The 17,532-nt window shown below is 70.0% G+C and carries 13 protein-coding genes; 4 read left to right on the top strand and 9 right to left on the bottom strand.

Annotation, left to right across the window (positions count from 1 at the left end):
• Positions 1 to 77: 77 nt before the first annotated feature.
• The 6 genes from ACZBH1_RS02080 to ACZBH1_RS02055 are packed head-to-tail and all read right to left on the bottom strand — an operon-like array spanning position 78 to position 7,679.
• Entirely contained in the window at positions 78 to 989 is a 912-nt protein-coding gene (locus ACZBH1_RS02080; protein WP_452325166.1) for an N-acetylglucosamine kinase, read from the bottom strand.
• Entirely contained in the window at positions 986 to 1,957 is a 972-nt protein-coding gene (locus ACZBH1_RS02075) for a glycoside hydrolase family 113 (RefSeq protein WP_463645332.1), read from the bottom strand. The genes ACZBH1_RS02080 and ACZBH1_RS02075 overlap by 4 nt, the downstream gene beginning before the upstream one ends.
• Entirely contained in the window at positions 1,954 to 4,455 is a 2,502-nt protein-coding gene (locus ACZBH1_RS02070; protein ID WP_463645331.1) for a glycoside hydrolase family 2 protein, read from the bottom strand. The genes ACZBH1_RS02075 and ACZBH1_RS02070 overlap by 4 nt, the downstream gene beginning before the upstream one ends.
• Complete coding sequence (locus ACZBH1_RS02065; RefSeq protein ID WP_336398314.1) at positions 4,452 to 5,354, bottom strand: carbohydrate ABC transporter permease; 903 nt, start codon at positions 5,352 to 5,354, stop codon at positions 4,452 to 4,454. The genes ACZBH1_RS02070 and ACZBH1_RS02065 overlap by 4 nt, the downstream gene beginning before the upstream one ends.
• Positions 5,351 to 6,343, bottom strand: a complete 993-nt coding sequence (locus ACZBH1_RS02060) for a carbohydrate ABC transporter permease (protein ID WP_463645330.1) — start codon at positions 6,341 to 6,343, stop codon at positions 5,351 to 5,353. Before ACZBH1_RS02060 ends, ACZBH1_RS02065 begins: the two co-directional genes overlap by 4 nt.
• Positions 6,344 to 6,362: 19 nt before the next feature.
• On the bottom strand, positions 6,363 to 7,679 hold the full coding sequence (locus tag ACZBH1_RS02055) for an ABC transporter substrate-binding protein (RefSeq protein WP_463645329.1): 1,317 nt from the start codon (positions 7,677 to 7,679) through the stop codon (positions 6,363 to 6,365).
• 291 nt (positions 7,680 to 7,970) lie between these two features.
• On the opposite strand from ACZBH1_RS02055, the gene ACZBH1_RS02050 reads away from it, so the two are divergent.
• Positions 7,971 to 8,996 (top strand): LacI family DNA-binding transcriptional regulator, encoded by a 1,026-nt coding sequence (locus tag ACZBH1_RS02050; RefSeq protein WP_336398317.1) that lies wholly within the window; start codon positions 7,971 to 7,973, stop codon positions 8,994 to 8,996.
• 16 nt (positions 8,997 to 9,012) lie between these two features.
• On the opposite strand, the gene ACZBH1_RS02045 is transcribed toward ACZBH1_RS02050, so the two are convergent.
• Both ACZBH1_RS02045 and ACZBH1_RS02040 read right to left on the bottom strand, forming a co-directional pair.
• The gene (locus tag ACZBH1_RS02045; protein WP_336398318.1) at positions 9,013 to 9,981 is read right to left on the bottom strand and encodes an acetylxylan esterase; all 969 of its coding nucleotides are present in this window, start codon (positions 9,979 to 9,981) and stop codon (positions 9,013 to 9,015) included.
• A gap of 154 nt (positions 9,982 to 10,135) precedes the next feature.
• Positions 10,136 to 10,588, bottom strand: coding sequence for a GNAT family N-acetyltransferase (locus tag ACZBH1_RS02040; RefSeq protein WP_336398319.1), 453 nt, complete (start codon positions 10,586 to 10,588; stop codon positions 10,136 to 10,138).
• Between the two features lie 148 nt (positions 10,589 to 10,736).
• On the opposite strand from ACZBH1_RS02040, the gene ACZBH1_RS02035 reads away from it, so the two are divergent.
• Positions 10,737 to 12,953: an NADP-dependent isocitrate dehydrogenase gene (locus ACZBH1_RS02035; RefSeq protein WP_463645328.1), complete on the top strand. Its 2,217-nt coding sequence runs from the start codon at positions 10,737 to 10,739 to the stop codon at positions 12,951 to 12,953.
• A gap of 71 nt (positions 12,954 to 13,024) precedes the next feature.
• On the opposite strand, the gene ACZBH1_RS02030 is transcribed toward ACZBH1_RS02035, so the two are convergent.
• Positions 13,025 to 14,689: a L,D-transpeptidase gene (locus ACZBH1_RS02030; protein WP_463645327.1), complete on the bottom strand. Its 1,665-nt coding sequence runs from the start codon at positions 14,687 to 14,689 to the stop codon at positions 13,025 to 13,027.
• 219 nt (positions 14,690 to 14,908) lie between these two features.
• Between ACZBH1_RS02030 and ACZBH1_RS02025 the strand changes: the two genes are divergently transcribed.
• Both ACZBH1_RS02025 and ACZBH1_RS02020 read left to right on the top strand, forming a co-directional pair.
• Positions 14,909 to 16,102, top strand: coding sequence for an ROK family transcriptional regulator (locus ACZBH1_RS02025; RefSeq protein WP_463645326.1), 1,194 nt, complete (start codon positions 14,909 to 14,911; stop codon positions 16,100 to 16,102).
• A 107-nt stretch (positions 16,103 to 16,209) separates the two neighbouring features.
• Complete coding sequence (locus tag ACZBH1_RS02020; protein WP_463645325.1) at positions 16,210 to 17,481, top strand: extracellular solute-binding protein; 1,272 nt, start codon at positions 16,210 to 16,212, stop codon at positions 17,479 to 17,481.
• Positions 17,482 to 17,532: the final 51 nt, after the last annotated feature.

Raw genomic sequence — 17,532 nt, 5'->3', positions numbered from 1 at the left:
CCGTCTCCGGGCTCCCGCTGTCCGCGCCCGCCCAATCGGATCCGGAATCCGCGCGCACAGCGAGGGAGCGACGACCCTCAGGCGTGGGCGAACGACACGGCGTGGGCGAGCGGATGCCGCGCCTCGAGGCCCGCGAGCGCGACGGCGCCGTCGATGCCGTGGCCGCGGGGCTCCACGAGGGCGACGTCGAGCTCGCTCGCGGCGATGTGCGAGGCGAAGGCCTCGCGCAGCTGCGGCGAGCGGAAGACGCCGCCGATCGCGCACACCGAGAAGTGCTCGCGATCGTCGGAGCGCACCCGCCGCAGCGCCGTCTCGACGCTGTGGGCGAGCTCGCCGCCGGCGCGGACGGTGATGTTCTGCGACACCGCGTCGCCCTCGGCGGCCAGCCGGGCGACGTGCTCGGCGAACGACGCGACGAGGCGCACGCGGTCGGGGTCGGACTGGATGTGGATGTACGCCTGGCTGAGGTCGGGCCAGCGCTCCTCGGCCACGGCGCGCAGCGACGTCGCGGGGCCGCGGCCGTCGAACTCGCGCATGACCGCGTCCAGCGCCTCGCGCCCGATCCAGTAGCCGCTGCCGGCATCGCCGACGAGGTAGCCCCACCCGTCGACTCGGGCCACGCGCTCGGCTCCGACGGCGAGGGTGACCACCCCGGTGCCGGCGGCGACGACCGCGCCCCGCTCGTCGCCCAGCGCGCCGAGGAACGACGTGGTCGAGTCGTGGGCCAGGATCACCTCGTGCACCGCGGGGTCGTCGATGCGGGCGAGGAGGGCCGCGGCATCCGCTTCCCGCGTCGTCAACCCGGAGACCCCGGCGGTCACGACCGAGACATCGGCGCCGATGCGCACGATGGTCGCGTCGGCGACGGCCGCCAGCTGGGGGAGCAGCGGCTCGTCGGTGCGGATGCCGGGGAACACCAGGTCCTGCTCGCGCACCCGCACCTTGATCCCGGTCTGCCCGGCGTCGATCGCCAGGACGCCGGCGGTCACCGCGTCACCGCCGCGGTCAGCGCGGTGTACCGCTCGCGCAGGAGGTCGCCCGCGGGCTTGCCGTACAGGCAGTAGTCGTCGTTGCGCGCGGCATCCGCCACGTCGTAGAGCCGAGCGGGCCAATCCCACATCATGAATCCCCCCAACCACGGGCGCTGCGCGCACGCGTCGAACATGACTCTGTAATACCGCAGCTGCTCCTCGGCCGAGGGGGCTCCGGGCAGCGACCAGTCGTTCGGACGCTCCGCCGACCCCTCGCGCGAGGGGCACCCGGCCTCCATGAAGAAGAACGGCTTGCCCGTCGCGGCGACGGCGCGCTCGATGCGGTCGAGCTCGGCGTCCCACCGGTCGATGGGGTAGTACCCGCTCGACGTGACGACGTCCACGGCGTCCCACCAGGTCAGGCGGTCCTCCTGGTACTTGTCGCAGTTGTACGTGACGATGCCGGAGTACTCGGCTCGGACCGCCGCGATCAGCTCGCGCCACTCGGCCTCGCGCGCGTCGGCACGCACCATCTCGCAGCCGACGCAGAGCATCTCGCAGCCCTCGGCCTCGGCGATGCGGGCGGCGTGGACGACGAACGCACGGTACGACGCGAACCACTGCGCCCACGTCGGCTCGCCGGGGACGTCCTGGTCGAAGAAGCCGATGTGCGCGCGCCACGTGCCGTCGGCCACGTTGACGACGGGCTTGAGGCACACCTTGAGCCCGAGCGCCTTCGCCTCACGGATCGCCCACACGATCTCGTCGTCCGTGACGGTCGGCTCGTCGCCGAACCGCACGTCGGTTGACTGCGCGGTGTCCTGCAGGGCCGAGTACGCCAGCGCCGTCGAGTTCACGCCGTGGTCGGCCATCGCCCGGAGGGACGCGGATGCCTCTGCCGTGCCCCACGTGCCGCGCACGCCGGTCCACCCCCACGTCATCCCGGCCACGTACGGCTCGAGCGCGCGGGCCGTCTCGGCGCTCACGAGGCGACCAGTTCGTTCGCGGTGCGGAGCACGCGCGGATCGGACAGAGCGGATGCCTCGAGCGCGGCGCCGTCGTGCCGCACGAGGATCGTCGTGCTCTCGCCGGGCAGCAGCGTCAGGAGGGCGTCGGAGGCCACGGCATCCGGGTCGACCTTGTCGACGAGCAGCGTGAGGTCGCGCACGAGGCCGGCACTCGTGAGCGTCACGCGGGTGCCGCCGTCGGCGGGCTCGGTGCTCACCGCGACCGCTGCCGCCTCGAGGGCCGAGTCGCGCGGTTCGGCGAAGAACCAGAACCCGCGCGTCTCGCCGACTCCCGCGACCACGAGCTCGCGCGCCGCGTCGGCCGGCGTCGCCACGTCGGCCGGCAGGGCCACGGTCACGGTCTCACGCGGCGCGAGCGACACCGGCGACGTGAAGCGGGCGAGCGCGTCCCCGGCGACGTCGAGGCGACGGGCGACGAGCTCTCCCGTCCACGGCTCGGCGGTGTCGTTGACCAGCACCGCGGCCAGGCCGCCGTCGCGCGGCTGGATCGTCGCCAGACGCGGCGCGAAGGCGTTCTTCAGCCCGTAGTACAGCGGCTTCGGCCGCTCGTCGCCGTCGATCGCGGCCCACGAGGTCACCGGCCAGCAGTCGTTGAGCTGCCAGACGACGGCGCCCTGCGTGTGCGGCGCCCACGAGCGGAAGTGCTCGAGCGCGGTGCGCACCGCGAGGGCCTGGTTGAGCTGCATCGCCCAGTGCCAGTCCTCCATGGCCTCAGGCATCCGGAAATGCGGGATCAGCCCGTTCGTGAGCTTGGTGTTCCCCTCCATCGCCTTCTGGTGCACGATCATCCCCGGCGACTCCGGTGTGAGCGGGTCGTCCGAGACCGATCGCGTGAGCGTCGTCCACGTGGGCGGGCCCTGCCAGCCGAATTCGGCGACGAACCGCGGCCGGTGGTCGCGGTAGGTCGCCCAGTCCTGACGGTTCCACTGCTCCCACAGGTGCATCGACCCGTGCTGCTCGTCGTTGGGGTGGGGGCCGGTCTGGCGCTCGCCGTCCCAGCCCATCCCCGGGCTGAACGGGCTGCCCGGCGCATACGGGACGTGCGGGGCGAGCTCGGCGACCAGCCCGGGGAACAGCTCGTAATAGTAGTGCGCGCCCCAGCTCTTGCCGTCCAGGCGCAGCTTCCAGCCCCAGTCCTCGTAGCCCCACAGGTTCTCGTTGTTGCCGGTGAGCAGCACGAGCGAGGCGTGGTGGGCGAGTCGCACGATGTTCTCGCGCGCCTCCGCCTCGACCTCGGACCGCAGCGGCTCCTCCTCGGCGTACGCGGCGCACGCGAACAGGAAGTCCTGCCACACCAGCAGCCCGAGCTCGTCGGCCAGTTCGTAGAAGTCGTCGGACTCGTACAGCCCGCCGCCCCACACCCTGATCAGATTCAGGTTGGCGTCCAGGGCCTGCGCGAACCGGCGCCGAAGCCGGTCGCGCGTGACGCGGACGGTGAGGGCATCGTCGGGGATCCAGTTGACGCCCTTGACGAAGACCGGCTGGTCGTTGACGACGAGGGTGAACGGCGTGCCGTCCGCGTCGGGCGTCGTGTCCCACCGGACGTCGCGGAATCCCACGGACCGGTGCGTCGCGTCCAGCGGCTGCGGGGCGTCGCCGTGCAGGCGGACGTCCACCACGTACAGCGGCTGGTCGCCGTACCCCGCCGGCCACCAGCGCCGGGCGGCGGGCAGGTCGACGCGCACCTGCGCGCGGTCGCCGACCACGTCCACGACCGTGCCCGGCAGGTCGTCGCCGAGTCCCGGACCGTTCACGACGACGCTGACCGAGAGGGGGACGGATGCCGCACCCGCCGCCCGTTCGAGCTCCACGTCGACCGTGATCGTCCCGCCGTCGCCTGCGGGCGTCGCGACCACCCTCGTCTGCGCGAGGCGGGCGACCGACCACGATTCGAGGCCGACGGGCTTCACGATCCCGCTCGTGTAGGTGGCGATGCCCCAGTCCCACCCGAAGCTGCAGGCGGACTTGCGGATGGCGTCGTACGGCAGTGGGTAGGGCCGCTGGCGCACGCCGAGCGCCACGCTCTGCTCGTTCGCGTACTTCACGGGGGAGCGGAAGCGCACCACGAGCTCGTTCTCGCCGGCGACGAGTGCGTCGCGTACGGCGAACCGGTAGGAACGGTGCTGGTTGGCGGTGGACCCGAGCACCCGGCCGTTGAGGGCGACGGATGCGACGGTGTCGAGCCCCTCGAACACGAGGTCCGTGCGGTCCGAGCCGTCGGGCTCCCACGCGAACGACGTCGCGTACGTCCAGTCCACGAGGCCGATCCACGAGAGCGCCGACTCGTTGTCGTCGAGGAACGGATCCGGGATGAGGTCTGCGGCGAGCAGGTCGGTGTGCACGCATCCCGGGACCGCGGCCGGGACGGGGCCCTCCAAGCCGGCCGGGGCGGGGCCCGACTCGGCGCGGAGGGTCCAGCCCGAGTCGAGCTGTCGGAAGGTGCGGGAGAGGGTCACTTGACGGCTCCTGAGGTGAGGCCCTTGTAGATCCAGCGCTGAAGCAGGAGGAAGGCGATGAGGGTGGGGATGATGACGAGCACGGTGCCGGCCGCGATGACCTCCCACTGCGCGCCGAACGGTCCCTTGAACCGGAACAGCGACGTCGAGATGAGGCCCTCCGACGGCAGGTAGAGGAAGGGTGCGTAGAACTCGTTGTACACCGCGATGCCCTTGATGATCACGACGGTCGCGATGGCGGGCTTGAGGAGCGGCAGCACGATGCGCCAGTAGATGGTCCAGCGGTTCGCACCGTCGATCATCGCCGCTTCGTCGAGCGACACCGGGATCGACTGCATGAACTGGATGAACAGGTAGATGGCGATGATGTCGGTGCCCATGAAGAGCAGGATCAGGGCGGCCTTCGTGTCGTACAGGCCCAGGCCGTTGATGAGCTGGAAGGTCGCGACCTGACTCGTCACGCTGGGGATGAGCGTGGCGACCAGGAACAGGCCGAAGACGAGCTTCTTCCCGCGGAAGGCGAAGCGGTCCAGCGCGTATGCGGCCATGGTGCCGATGAAGATCGTGCCGGCCAGCGACACCACGAGCACGATCGTCGTGTTGACGAAGCCCTCCAGCATCTCGCCGCTGGTGAACGCCGTGACGAAGTTGTCGAAGTTGAGCCAGTTCGACGGCGGGTCGAAGGGACCCGTCTGCGCATACTCGGGCGCCGTCTTCAGGCTCGCGAACAGCAGCACCGACAGCGGCAGCAGCGTCACGACGGACGCGATGACGAGGCTCAGGTACTTGGCCGTCGTCGCGCTGATCCCGCGCAGTCGCTCGAGAGGGGAACGGCCCCGGATGCTGCGTGCCGGCGCAGCCGGGGTCGTGGCGGTGCGCGGCGATTCGGTGATGGTCATGTCAGGTCGACCTTCTCGTCGGGGAACACCTTTCGCTGGATCCAGGTGACGACCAGCACGATCGCCAGGAGCACGACGGCCATGGCGGAGGCGAGGCCCACCTGCCGGAAGGTGAACGCGGTCTGGAGCGTCTGGATCACGAAGGTCGCCGATCCGTTGGCGCCGCCGGTCATGATGAAAGGGATCTCGAAGACGCTGAGGCTGCCGGCGATCGCGAGGATGAACGACAGGCCGACCACGCGCCGGATGCCGGGGAAGATGATCGCCCAGAACTGCTGCCAGCGGCTCGCCCCATCGAGCTCGGCCGCCTCGTACAGCTCGTGCGGGATGGACTGGATGGCACCCAGGAACAGCACGAAGTTCATGCCCGTGTAGCGCCACACCGACGTGCCCGCCAGCGACCAGTTGACGACGTCGGGGTTGCCGAGCCACTGCGGCGGGTCGCTGACGCCGAACCAGCTGAGGACGGTGTCGAGCGTCCCACCGGGCTGGAAGAGGTAGAGGAACACGAAGCCGATCGCGACGCCGTTGATGAGGTAGGGGAAGAACAGGATGCCGCGGAAGAGGTTGGAGAAGCGCGTCGAGAAGCTGAGGATCGTCGCGAAGTAGAGCGCGATCGCCATCTGCGCGAAGGACGCGAAGAAGTAGTAGAGGCTCACGCCGAAGACGGAGAAGATCCGCGGGTCGGTGAACACCTGCACGTAGTTGTCGAGCCCGACGAAGTCCTTCTCGAGATCGATGCCGTCCCAGTCCGTGACGCTGAAGTAGAAGAGGTTCACCGCCGGCCAGTAGGTGAACAGCAGCAGGAAGCCCACCGCCGCGGCGAGGAAGAGCCACGGGGTGAGGTGCTGCAGGATGCTCCGCCCGGCGGAGCCGCCGCGCGGGCGGCCGACCCGGCGGATTCCTCCGCCGAATCTCCGCGCCCGCGCGGGCGCGGAGAGGACGGCAGGGGCATCCGCCGGTGCCGCACCAGGTGTCGCGATGGCCATGAGTGCCGTCCCCGTCCGCTCAGCCCGCGGGCTTCTCGACCGACGCGCCCCAGCGCTCGTTCAGCTCGGCGAAGTAGCTCTCCTTGTCGCCGTCGGCCGCGCCGCGGGCGATGTCGACGAGCTTCTGCCGGTAGATCGGGCCGTACAGGTCGATCTGGGAGTCATCGGCGATGTTGTTGATGAGTCCCTCCTTGCCGGCCGGGGCGGGGTTGATCTCCATCAGCTCGACGCCCGCCTCCTCGAAGCCCTGCAGGTTCTCGGGGAGCGGCTTGTCGAGCACCGGCGAGATCATGCCCTGCGCCTCGGTGTAGCCGGAGTCCTCGACCACCCACTGGATCCAGGCCCACGCCGCCGCCTTGGCCTTGGAGTGCTTGCTGACCGCGAGGTTGTAGTCCCCGCCGATCACCGCGAGCTGCCGGCCGTCGACGTTCGCCGGGAACGCCATGTAGCCGATGTCGTCGGCGGATGCGCCGTTGTCCTCGGCGGCCGCCTGCATCTGCGAGATCGCCCACGATCCGAGCGTCATCGCGGCGATCTTTCCGGTGCCGAGGTCGACCTTGGACTGCTCCCAGTTGGTGGTGAGCGGGTCGTCCTCGGTCAGGCCCGCCGCCACCGATTCGTACAGCAGCGAGTCGATCGCGTAGACGTCGGTGCCCTCGGTCCACGGCGCGGGATCCTCCGCCATGGTGATCGGCGCGTCGGCATCGTCGGTGACGACACCGAGGTTGCCGAAGCTCTGCGTCAGCGGCCAGCCGTCCTTGTAGTTCGTGTACAGCGGGATCGCGTCGGTGTCGTCCTTCACCTGCTGCAGGGCATCCAGCCACTCCGCCTCGGAGGTCGGCAGCTCGGTGACGCCGGCCTCTTCGAAGATGCGCTTGTTGTAGACGACGCCGTTGGCGTTGCCTCCCCAGGCGATGCCGTACTGGGTGCCGTCGTAGCTCGCGGCGGGGAGGAAGCGGTACGTGTCCTCGAAGTCCGACGTCTCGCCGAGGGGCTCGAGGAACTGCTCGTACTGCTCCGGCTTGATCGCGGGGATCCCGATGACGTCCCCGTAGTTGGTCGTGCTCATGCGCGTGAGCATCTCGCCGGCGTAGTCGGTGATGCCCTCGAACGTCACGTTCACGTCCGGGTACTTCTTGTTGAACTCCTCCGCGTACTTCTCGAACGTGCCGTCCTCGACGAGGTCGGTGCGCCAGGTGACGACCTTGATGTCGCCCTTCACCTCGCCGTCGATCGTGTTGTCGGCGTCGTCGCCGGCCCCGCCGCCGGCGCAGCCGCTCAGCGCGACCGCGGCGGTGGCCGCGAGCGCGATGCCCGCGAGTGCCTTCTTGGCCATGTGATGCTCCTTGTCAGGTTCGCCCTTGAACTTTCCGGTGCGGCTGTTCGCACCGTTGCGTGGTTCGTCGCGCCGTCAGGCTAAAGGCATTCGAAGCGGTTTCGCAAGCGTCGGATGTCAGCGCTGTCTAAGCCTGTCCGCGATGTGACGCGTGAGAAATAAAATGTTACGACCAGGTGTATTTGCTCCACCTGTCGCGCGGAGGCCGTCCGAATGTCTGTGAAATGTCCTACGTGGACATCAGCCGGAGGAGGGTGCTAGCGTGGTGGCGTCGGCGAGGAGGCCACACCGATGACCGTTCAGCAGCGCGCAACGCTCGAAGACGTCGCCCGTCTGGCGGGCGTGAGTTCCAAGACGGTGTCGCGGGTGTTCACGCATCGCGACCTCGTCGCCCCCGACACGGTGGATCGCGTGCTCGTCGCCGCCAAACGGCTGCGCTTCCGTCCCAACCCGCTCGCCCGCAATCTGCGGCGGGGCGGCCCGACGAACACGATCGGGTTCATCATGGGCGAGCTGAACAACCCCTTCTACTACAAGGTCGCGGCGGGCATCGAGCGCGAGCTGTCCGCGAACGGGTTCTCCCTCGTGGTGGCCACCACCGACGACACCGCCGAAGGGGAGGAGCGGGTCGCCGAGACGCTGCTGGGTCAGCGACTGGGGGCGCTGCTGCTGATCCCCGTCGCCGAGGACCAGTCCTACCTCGAGGGGGAGCGCCACCTGGGGACCCCGGTCATCGCGATCGACCGACCGGCACGCAACCTCGTCGCCGACTGCCTCGTCCTGGAGAACCACCGCGGCGTCTTCGACGCCACGACGCGTCTGCTGGAGCGCGGGCATCGGCGCATCGGCTACATCTGCAATCCGGCATCCGTCTACACCCAGGCCGAGCGGCTGCGCGGCTACCGGGACGCGCTGGCCGCCTACGGCATCCACGACTCATCCCGATGGGAGCGGCTCGCCGACGACCTGTCGGTGCCGGCCGACGGCTTCATCGCCGACCTGCTCGACCAGCCCGACGCGCCGACGGCGATCATCACCGGCAACAACCGGGTCACGGTCGGCGCGCTCCGCGTGCTGCGCGACCGCCACGACGACGGCCGCACCGCCCTCATCGGCTTCGACGACTTCGACACCGCCGACGTGCTCGGCGTGTCGGTGGTCACCTACGACCCGCTGGCGCTCGGACGCGCCGCGGCGACGCTCGCGATCGAGCGGATGCAGGACCCCGCCGGGTTCACGCGCCGACTGGAGCTGCCGACGTGGGTGGTCGAGCGCGGCACGGGCGAGCGCCCGCCCGCCGACCGGGCTCCGGCCTGACGAGGGCCGGGGTGCGTCAGAGGAGTCCGGCGAGGAAGCGGGCCTGCTTCGGGAACTGGAACGCCTGGCCGCCTTCGTGGCCGTTGTGCGTGTAGACCTCGATCCGCTTCGTGGCGGCGGTGTGGCGGTTGAACGCCGCGTACACCGTCGACGGCGGGCAGATGGTGTCCATGAGCGCGACGGAGTACAGGGCCGCGGCATCCGCCCGCTTCGCCATGTTGACCCCGTCGAAGTAGGACAGCGTCTCGAACACCCGGTCGTCGGCGCCGCGGTGGACGGCCAGATACCGGACCACCTCCTGGTACGGGTCGTCGCCGGTCAGCCCGACCGCGCGCTCGAAGTGGCACAGGAACGGCACGTCGGGCATGACCGCGACCAGGCCCTCCGACAGTCCGGCCGCGGCGATCGCGATGCCGCCTCCCTGGCTCGCGCCGCAGACCGCGACGCGCTCCGCGTCGACCTGCGGGAGCGAGCGCACCGCGTCGACGGCGCGGACCGCGTCGGTGTAGACGCGGCGGTAGTAGTAGGCGGCGGGGTCCTCGATGCCGCGGGTCATGAACCCGGACGAGGAGGGACCCGTGCCGTGGGGGTCGAGCGTGTCGCCGCCGGAGCCCCACATGGACCCCTGGCCGCGCGTGTCCATGAACAGGTGGGCATAGCCCGCGACCGCCCAGTTGACCCGCTCGCCCGCGACCCCGCGGCCGCCGCCGTAGCCCTGGAACTCCACGACGGCCGGCAGCGGGCCCTCTGCACCCGCCGGGAGGGTGAGCCAGGCGCGCACCGGGTCACCGGCGAAGCCCGGGAAGGTGACGTCGTAGACGTCGACCAGGGTGAGCGCCGTGTCGACACGGGTGAGGACGGGCGCGGCATCCGCTCGGCGTGACTCGGCGAGGGTATCGGCCCAGAAGGCGTCGAAGTCGGCGGGTTCGCGGACCTCCGGGGCGAAGGTCTCGAGCTCGGCGGGGGACAGATCGAATCTCGGCACGGGCATACCCTAGCGCGTTCGCGACGAAGCGTTTCGACGGTGCCGCGGAGGGCGACGAGGCCTCGATGGGGGAGGGGTATTCGAGGCCCCGCCGCCGGTCTCGGAAGCCCCAGTCCGGGCGGCGTCGTGGCAGAGCGAGTGTCGCGCCCGCGTCTTACAGGCGCATCTCCGCGATCACTTCACCGTACTCGGTCTCCCCGACCGGTGTGAAGCCCACGCGCTCGAAGAATGCCTGCGGGCCGCCCTCGCCCGCCTCGTAGATGACGTTGACGTGGTCCATGCCCCGGTTGCGGGCCTCCTCCAGGAGTCCTGCGACCGCGAACCGGCCGACGCCGCGGCCCTGGTCGTCGGCGTCGACGTTGATGCGCCACAGGACCGAGCGGAAGTGCTCCTGCGGGGCGTCGGGGTCGAAGTTGCCGCTCACGAAGGCGACGACCTCCTCGCCGTCGAGCACGACGCGCTGCCAGGTCGTCTGCGGATTGACCACCGTCGCGGCGATGCCGTAGCTGACGGGGGACAGGTACTCCTCCTGCCCGGGCTTCAGCGACATATTGTTGACCGCCACGATGGTGGCGGCGGACAGTTCGACGAGTCGCAGGTCACCCATAACGCACAGGCTAGCGGGGATGGACGCATTCGGCACCGCCGGGATGTCGGATTAACACGGTGTTCATACGCGGAGATATCTTGACGTCGAGATATCTCCGGGCCTGTTGCGATAGGCTGACAGCCGACCCGCAAGAAGGACGTGACAGGTGACCGACTCCACCATCATCTACACCTACACCGACGAGGCCCCGGCTCTCGCGACCGCATCGTTCCTGCCGATCGTGCAGGCCGTCACCCGCCAGGCGGGTGTGGACGTCGAGACGCGCGACATCTCACTGGCCGGCCGCATCCTCGCGGCATTCCCCCAGAACCTCACCCCCGAACAGCAGGTGGGCGACGCGCTCGCCGAGCTCGGCGGCCTCGCCACCCTCCCCGAGGCGAACATCATCAAGCTGCCGAACATCTCGGCGTCGATCCCGCAGCTCAAGGCCGCCATCGCCGAGCTGCAGTCGCAGGGCTACGACATCCCCGACTACCCGGACGAGGCCGAGACGCTCGAGCAGAAGGACGTCCGCGCCCGCTACGACCGCATCAAGGGCTCCGCGGTCAACCCGGTGCTGCGCGAGGGCAACAGCGACCGGCGCGCACCGCTCTCGGTGAAGAGCTACGCGCGCAAGCACCCGCACCGCAACAAGGCGTTCGCCGAGGGCTCGAAGACCCGCGTCGCCACGATGGGCCACGACGACTTCCGCTCGAACGAGAAGTCCTTCGTCTCCCCCGCCGACGACGTGCTGACCATCCAGCACGTGGCCGCCGACGGCACGGTCACCGAGCTCAAGACCGGCCTGAAGGTGCTGCCGGGCGAGATCATCGACGCGACCTTCCTCTCGGCGTCCGAGCTCGACGCCTTCCTGGCGCAGACGCTCAAGGATGCCGCAGCCGACGACGTGCTCTACTCGGTGCACCTCAAGGCGACCATGATGAAGGTCAGCGACCCGATCATCTTCGGCCATGTCGTCAAGGCCTACTTCGCCGACGTGTTCGCCACCTACGGCGACAAGATCGCCGAGGCGGGCCTGACCCCGAACGACGGCCTCGGCGCGATCCTCGCCGGCCTTCCGTCGGTCGAGGGCGGTGACGAGATCGCGGCGGCCATCGCGGCCGACCTCGAGCGCGGTCCTCGCCTGTCGTACACCAACTCGGACAAGGGCCTGACGAACCTGCACGTTCCCTCCGACGTGATCGTGGACGCCTCGATGCCGGCGCTCATCCGCAACGGTGGCAAGCTCTGGGGCGTCGACGGCGGCGAGGACGACACGCTCGCCGTGATCCCCGACTCGTCGTACGCCGGCGTGTTCCAGACCGTGATCGACGACGTGAATGCCCACGGCCCGCTCGACCCCGCCACGATCGGCTCGGTGCCGAACGTCGGTCTCATGGCGCAAGCGGCCGAGGAGTACGGCAGCCACGACAAGACCTTCGAGATCGCGGCTCCCGGCGTCGTCCAGGTCGTCGGCGGTTCCGGCGACGTGCTCCTCGAGCACGCCGTGCAGCGGGGCGACATCTGGCGGGCGACCCAGACCAAGGACGTCGCGATCCGCGACTGGGTCAAGCTCGCCGTCACGCGAGCTCGCGCGAGCGCCACTCCCGCGGTGTTCTGGCTCGATGAGACCCGCGCCCACGACGCCGAACTGATCGGCAAGGTGAAGACGTACCTGGCCGACCACGACACCGAGGGCCTCACGATCGAGATCCTCGCTCCGGCGGCGGCGACGCAGTACTCGCTCGACCGGCTTCGCAAGGGTGAGGACACCATCTCGGTCACCGGCAACGTGCTGCGCGACTACAACACCGACCTGTTCCCGATCCTCGAGGTCGGCACCAGCGCCAAGATGCTCTCGATCGTGCCGCTGCTCTCGGGCGGTGGGCTCTTCGAGACCGGCGCCGGCGGTTCGGCTCCGAAGCACGTGCAGCAGCTCGTCTCGGAGAACTACCTGCGCTGGGATTCGCTCGGCGAATTCTTCGCGCTCGCCGCGTCGCTGGAGCACCTCGCGGACTTCACCGGCAACGTCAAGGCGCAGGTCCTGGCCGACACGCTGGATGCCGCGACCGGAACGTTCCTCGAGAACGACAAGTCGCCCGGCCGTGCGCTCGGGACGATCGACAACCGCGGAAGCCACTTCTACCTCGCGCTGTACTGGGCGCAGGAGCTCGCCGCGCAGCAGGCGGATCCCGAGCTGGCAGCGGTCTTCGCGCCGGTGGCCGAGGCGCTCGCGGCCGACGAGCAGAAGATCGTCGAGGAGCTGAACGCCGTCCAGGGCTCGCCGGCCGAGATCGGCGGCTACTACCGTCCCGACGCCGAGCTCGTGGCGGGAATCATGCGTCCGTCGGCGACCTTCAACGCCGTGATCGACGCGCTCTGAAACCCCGAGAGCAGGAAGGGCGGATGCTGCGGCATCCGCCCTTCCTCGTTCTCAGGTCGTCGCCGAGCAGGTCAGTGGTGAACCCACACCTCGGTGCCTCGGGCGGTCCAGTCGTAGACGAACTTGGCGGCCGACTCGGTCATGTTCACGCAGCCGTGGCTCATCGGCGTACCGAAGTTGTTGTGCCAATACGTGCCGTGGAAGGCGATGTCCGGCGCGAACCACGTGATCCAGGGCACGTCCTCCGTGCAGTAGCTGTTCTGTGCCTCCGGGTTGTAGCAGAGCGCCCCCAGGTCCTGGATGCGGGTGTACGCGTTCACGGTGAAGTGTCCCGTCGGGGTCGGGGTGGCGGCCCGCCCTGACGAGATCGCGTACGTGCCGACGACGTTGCCGTTCTCGAAGAGATACGCCGTCTGGCTGGACAGGTTCACCTCGACCGTGCGAGCCAGAGTCCTCATCTCAGGTGCAGTCTCGGTCACGGGCGCCGCGAACACCGCGTTTCCGGTGGCGAGCTGCTCGGCGAAGTCGGAGGCCACGTTCGAGGTGTCGCCGAGCTGCCGCCCGGACACTCCCGCAGCCTCCTCGCGGAGCACGGTGCCCGCCGAGTTGGTGATGACCGCGCCGTTCTCGACCGGCCGGTTGATGGCCGCCGCAAGGCCGTCGACCGCGGTCTGGATCGCGGCGGCGTCGGCGGTGATCTCGAAGCCGCCGCTCTCGGTGTCGGGCGCCACGTTCAACCACCCCGCCAGGGTGGCGCGATCGATCGGCACCGTGCGCTCCTCGCCGACGTAGAAGCCGGCCGTGTCGAGCATCCCGTTCAGCTGTGCCACCGCGGCGTCCGCCGTCTCGGTCGAGATGCCGGCCGGGATCTCGACCGCCACGGGCTCGACGTCGGCGCTCCGGGCGCCGGTCATCAGGGCGTCCTGCAGGGCGGCCTGCACGGTGGCGAGGTCGATCCCGGTGCCCGGAACAGCCGGCGTCACCACATACGAGGCCGACGTCGGATCGAAGGCCAGCGTCGCGTCGACCGGATCGGTGTACAGCTGGGGGACCGCCTCGCTGAGTGCTGCGGTCGCGGTGGCGGCGTCGAGCGCGACCTCTGCGTCGGTGCTCTGGAACCACGACGTCACGTTCCACATCGGGTGCTGCGCGAACGCGGCGTCGGCGAGAGCCTGCGCGTCGACGGTCGCTCCGAGCTCGGCGCCCGTCAGTTCGACGTCACCGTCCTCGCCGGCGATGACGACCGTGGTCTCGGCGAGGCTGCCGTCGATCGCGTCGGCGGCGGCGCCGGGCGTCAGCCATCCGACCGGAACCCCGGCGACCGTGGTGCCGGGGGCGATCAGCACGAGCGATGACACCACCAGTCCGACGACGGCGACGCCGGCGGCCGCGGTGATCCAGAGCCCGGTGCGCCTCTTCTTGGCCTTGGGCTCGGCGGGCGCCCACGCGTAGACGGCGGCGTCGGCAGAGATCGAGGGGAGCGGCGGCACCGGAGTCGTGGCCGCCGGCGTGGCGAGCGCGGCTGTCGCGGCGGCCTCCGGCTCGGGCTCGTCGGCCGGCTCGGGCTCGTCGGCCGGCTTCGCCTCGACGGCCTCCTCGGCGTCGACGGCCCCCTCCGACTCGTCGGCCGGCTCCGTCTCGACCGCGGTCTCGTCGCTTTCGACGGCCTGCTGGGCCCGGTCATCGTCTTCTGAAGACGCCTCACCGGCCTGCGACTGGGTCGCCAGATCTGTCACGCCAACACCCCCGACTGTGATAAACGCTTCCCCCATGGTAGGTGACGGAGGCCACCCATGAGGTTACGGCCTGATCACGCATGAATCGCCGGTCACGCTGCGAAACGTGCGTGGACGCGTTTCGGACCGCCTGCGCGGGAGGTCACGGTTTTGTAAAGCCTCCGCGCAAATAGGCTCTGAGGGTTGCGGAAAGTTAGTTCGTAAGCTCTACTAACAAACATGCCGAACACGGAAACGCAGCGCAGCGCCTCTGTCGCGGACGCCTCACCGGTGTCCGGGTCCGGCGCGTTCACCCCCGGACGCACGCTGCGCCAGGGGCGCAAGGTGCTGCCGGAGCACGCTCGCGGCCACAACCGGTCGCTGGTGCTGCAGACCCTGTTCCACCAGGGCGCCATGAGCCGCGCCGACCTGTCAAGGGAGACCGGGCTCACGCGCGTCACGATCTCCGACCTCGTCGCCGAGCTCATCGCCGACGGCTTCGTCTCGGAGCGGGGCGTGCGCGAGGCGTCAGGCCCGGGCAAGCCCGCCATCCTCGTCGACCTCGACCACGACGGCCACCGCATCGTCGGCCTGGATCTGTCCGGCAGCGACACCTTCATCGGCGCGGTGCTGACCCTCGACGGCAGCATCGTCGCGCGGCGCGAGGTCCCGCTGCCCGCCGACGAGGACGTCGTGACGACGGTCGTCGACCTCGCCCGCGCGCTCGTGGCCGACTCGCACGCGCCGGTGCTCGGCATCGGCGTCGGCACGCCCGGCGTCGTGGACGACCGCGGTGTGATCCTCACGGCCCCGAACTTCGGCTGGGCGGGCTTCGACCTCGAGGGCGCGCTGCGCGGCGCGCTCGGGCTCCCCGTGCTGGTCGCCAACGACGCGAACGCCGCGGTGCTGGCCGAGTACACCTTCGGCGGCGCACCCGACGACGTGCTGCTCGTCAAGGTCGGCCGAGGCGTGGGCTCTGGGCTGCTGCTGGCAGCTCAGCCCATGCGCGGCAGCCGCTTCGCTGCGGGCGAGATCGGCCATGTGACGGTCGGGACCGACGGCGGTCCCCGCTGCGCGTGCGGTCGGGTCGGATGCCTCGAGGCCTGGCTGTCGGTGCCCTCGCTGTCGTCGCGGCTGGCCGCGGCATCCGATCCCGATGCCCGCGAGGGCGTCCTCCGCGACGCGGGGGAGCGACTCGGGATCGCGCTCGCACCGGTCGTCGGCACCCTCGACGTGTCGGAGATCGTCCTCTCCGGCCCCCCTGAACTCCTCGGCGGGTCCCTCGCGGACCAGACCGTCGAGACCCTCCGTGCGCGCACGCTCGCGTCGTCCGACGACGAGGGCGTGCGGGTGCGGATGACGGAGCAAGGCCAGGACATCGTCCTGCGCGGCGCGGCCGTCATGGTCCTGTCAGGTCAACTCGGGGTGTCCTGACGGCGCTGTCTGTCCGGGTTCGTCCCGGAAACCCCGATTCCCCCCGGATGGGCCACCCGGCCCACCCGAACCAAGAGAACACCGAACAGAACACGAAGGAAGACACCATGAAGAAGACGCTCGGAGCTGTGGCGCTCATCGGCGCCTCGGCACTGGTGCTCGCCGGCTGCGCCGGCAGCAGCGACGAGGGCGGCTCCTCGTCGGAGGAGGGCGCCGAGATCCGCGTGTGGCTCGTCGGCACCGACACGCCGCAGGACGCGCGGGACTACCTGAAGGAGACCTTCGAGGAGGAGAACCCGGGGTCGACGCTGGTCATCGAGGAGCAGCAGTGGACGGGCCTCGTCGACAAGCTGACCACCAGCCTGTCGTCCAACGACAGCCCGGACATCGTCGAGATGGGCAACACGCAGGCTCCGGCCTTCACCTCCAGCGGCGCGCTGCTGAGCCTCGACGACATCGAGGGCGACCTCGGCGGCGACGACCTGCTCCCCGGCTTCGTCGAGGCGGGCAGCTGGGACGACACGCTGTTCGCGGCCCCGTACTACTCCGGCGCCCGGGTCGTGTTCTACAACACGGCGATGTACGAGCAGGCGGGCGTCGCGGTACCCACGACCCTCGACGAGTACGTGTCGAACGGCGTGACCCTGGCCGGGGCGCTGCCGGGGGTGTCGGGCGTGTACTTCCCGGGCAAGGACTGGTACAACGCGCTGCCCTTCATCTGGGAGAACGGCGGAGAGATCGCCGTCCAGGACGGCGACGAGTGGGATGCGCAGCTGACCAGCGACGAGTCCCTCGCCGGTCTCGCGCAGGTGCAGCAGCTGATGACCGAGGCCTCCCTCGCGCCGAAGGACGGCGACGAGGCCGAGGGCTGGGTCCCCTTCCGCACCGAGCAGTCGGCCACCTACTCCGCGCCGAGCTGGGCGTACTGGTCGATCGTCGCCGATGAGGACAAGCAGCCCACCCCGGTCGCAGACCTCACGGGCTACTTCGCCCTCCCTGGCATGGACGGCGGCGCTGCGCAGGTCTTCGCGGGCGGATCCAACATCGGCATCGCGGCCAAGTCGCAGAACCCGGACCTGGCCAAGAGCGCGCTGCAGATCATGCTGAGCGAGGAGTACCAGACGATCCTCGCCGAGAACGGTCTGGTCCCCGCCCTCGTCTCGCTCGGCGACAAGGTGGCCGCGGCCACCCCCGAGCTCGCGACCGTCATCGCCGAGGCGGCTGCCGACGCGAAGCTCACGCCGGCATCGCCCAACTGGGCCGACGTCGAGGCGCAGGGCATCATGCAGGATCTGTTCGTCAACATCGCGAACGGCGGCGACATCGAAGAGCTCGCCACCGCGGCCGATGAGCAGATCGAAGAGATCCTGAACGGCTGATCTTCGGGAGCGGGGTGCCTCGTGCCGCGGGGCACCCCGTTCCATGCCCGC

Source organism: Microbacterium sp. ZXT2-5 (genome assembly GCF_055329545.1).
This window is presented reverse-complemented; position numbering and strand designations above follow the sequence as displayed.